At 61.6% G+C, this 1,658-nt stretch carries 1 protein-coding gene; it reads left to right on the plus strand.

Annotated elements, in window-relative coordinates:
• Positions 1-239: 239 nt before the first annotated feature.
• Positions 240-872 carry a tyrosine-type recombinase/integrase gene (locus MKK75_RS22980; protein ID WP_244044831.1) on the plus strand — a complete coding sequence of 211 codons (633 nt, stop codon included), beginning with the start codon at positions 240-242 and terminating at the stop codon, positions 870-872.
• The last annotated feature ends 786 nt before the right edge of the window (positions 873-1,658 follow it).

Below are 1,658 nucleotides of genomic sequence, written 5' to 3' on the forward strand. Positions count from 1 at the left end.
AAGTCATCCGGCGCAATGCGCGTGGAGACGCAGATCCGGCGAATGCGTAGCTGAAGCTGTTCGGGACAAGCTTACACTGGCGGCGAAGCCGGGCTGCACGTCTGCTTCCGGGCGAAGAACGGGCGAGAATATCCGTCCGACACGGGTCGCCAGCGGAACGTCCGCATATGCCCGCTCTCCGCACCTTCGGTTCGGGTCTCTTATCGCCTCGTCGGCATTGGCCGGCGAGGAGATAGACGATGGGACACTCAGCTCACGATCCGGCAACGAAAGGGCGGCCGGCCTGGAACGCTGGTCGCAAGCTCGGGGCTAAACGAGCCCTCAAACCTCAGCAGGTCTGGGCCATCCGGTTCTGGCTCGACCGCGAACGACGCATGCGCGATCGCGCGATGTTCGACCTGGCCATCGACAGCAAGCTTCGCGGCTGCGACCTCGTCAAGCTCAAGATCAGCGACCTCGTCAGCGGGGGTCGCGTTCGTAGCCGCGCCATCGTCAACCAGCGCAAGACCGGTCGACCCGTGCAGTTCGAGTTGCTCGAACCTGCCCGCACCAGCATCTTGGCATGGTTGGAGGCCCGGGGTGGAACGCTCGACGACTATGCGTTCCCCAGCAGGCTCGACGGCGTCACGCACATCAGCACCCGGCAGTACGCGCGCCTGGTCGATGAGTGGGTCGCGGGCATCGGGCTACGAAGTGAGGACTACGGGACCCATTCCTTGCGCCGAACGAAGGCGTCGTTGATCTACAAGCGGACTGGCAACCTGCGTGCCGTTCAGATCCTACTCGGCCATACGAAGATCGAGAGCACGGTCCGGTATCTCGGGGTCGATGTGGAGGATGCTCTCACGCTGGCCGAAGGGACAGAGATCTGAGCGTTCGGCCCCTCGGCTTCTGCGTCGAGGGGCTTCGAAACCAGCCGGGCGGATATGCGCCCATCTCGGTCATTCAAGGAGCCGCGGTCGCTCCTCAATAGCGGACGTCCACCACGACGGCTGCAGGGGCCCGTTCGCATAAGGGTACGATACTGTTGGCGAAATCACCGGTCATGCAGCGAGGGTGGCAAAGCGTGAGGTGCGCGTCGTGGCGAGTGGGCGCCGGGTGAACCACGCAGCGAGCCTGTCGAGGTTGAGTGCCGTGGCGATGGCAACGCTCTGCAGGCTCGAGCTTTCGCATAAAGCGACATGTTATCGACGGCGACCACGCAGCCATTGGCGTGCCCCAACATTTAAGTTCCCGCGTGAGAACAATAATTATAAATCTGATACCGGCGCCATGATTTGATAGAGTCGCATCGATATAATTATGCTTGCTTTGAGATGTTCAACTCTGACAGGAGCATGGATGCAGCCATGCCGAATGACCTCCCGCGAGGCCGAGTCACTTTTCGTGGCCGCGGACTGGCCTTTATCTCCGGCACACGAATTGTCGTAAAAAGCTGTCCGCTTTGTTCGCAATGGAATGCACCAAAGGCGGCCGATAGGGGCGTATGCTGCTGGTGCGCCTACATCCCCTCATGCGAGGACCTGGAGCCCGCCGTACAGTTCGCGCGTCCCTGATCTGCTCCACGGTGCGCCAATTCTCGCATAACAAGACTACCCCGAACGTCGTTGCGTCCCGTCTATCGCCGTGCGGAACGGCACCAAGCCCCGCCATCCGGT

It is taken from the genome of Methylobacterium sp. J-030 (genome assembly GCF_022829545.1).
Classification (GTDB): domain Bacteria; phylum Pseudomonadota; class Alphaproteobacteria; order Rhizobiales; family Beijerinckiaceae; genus Methylobacterium.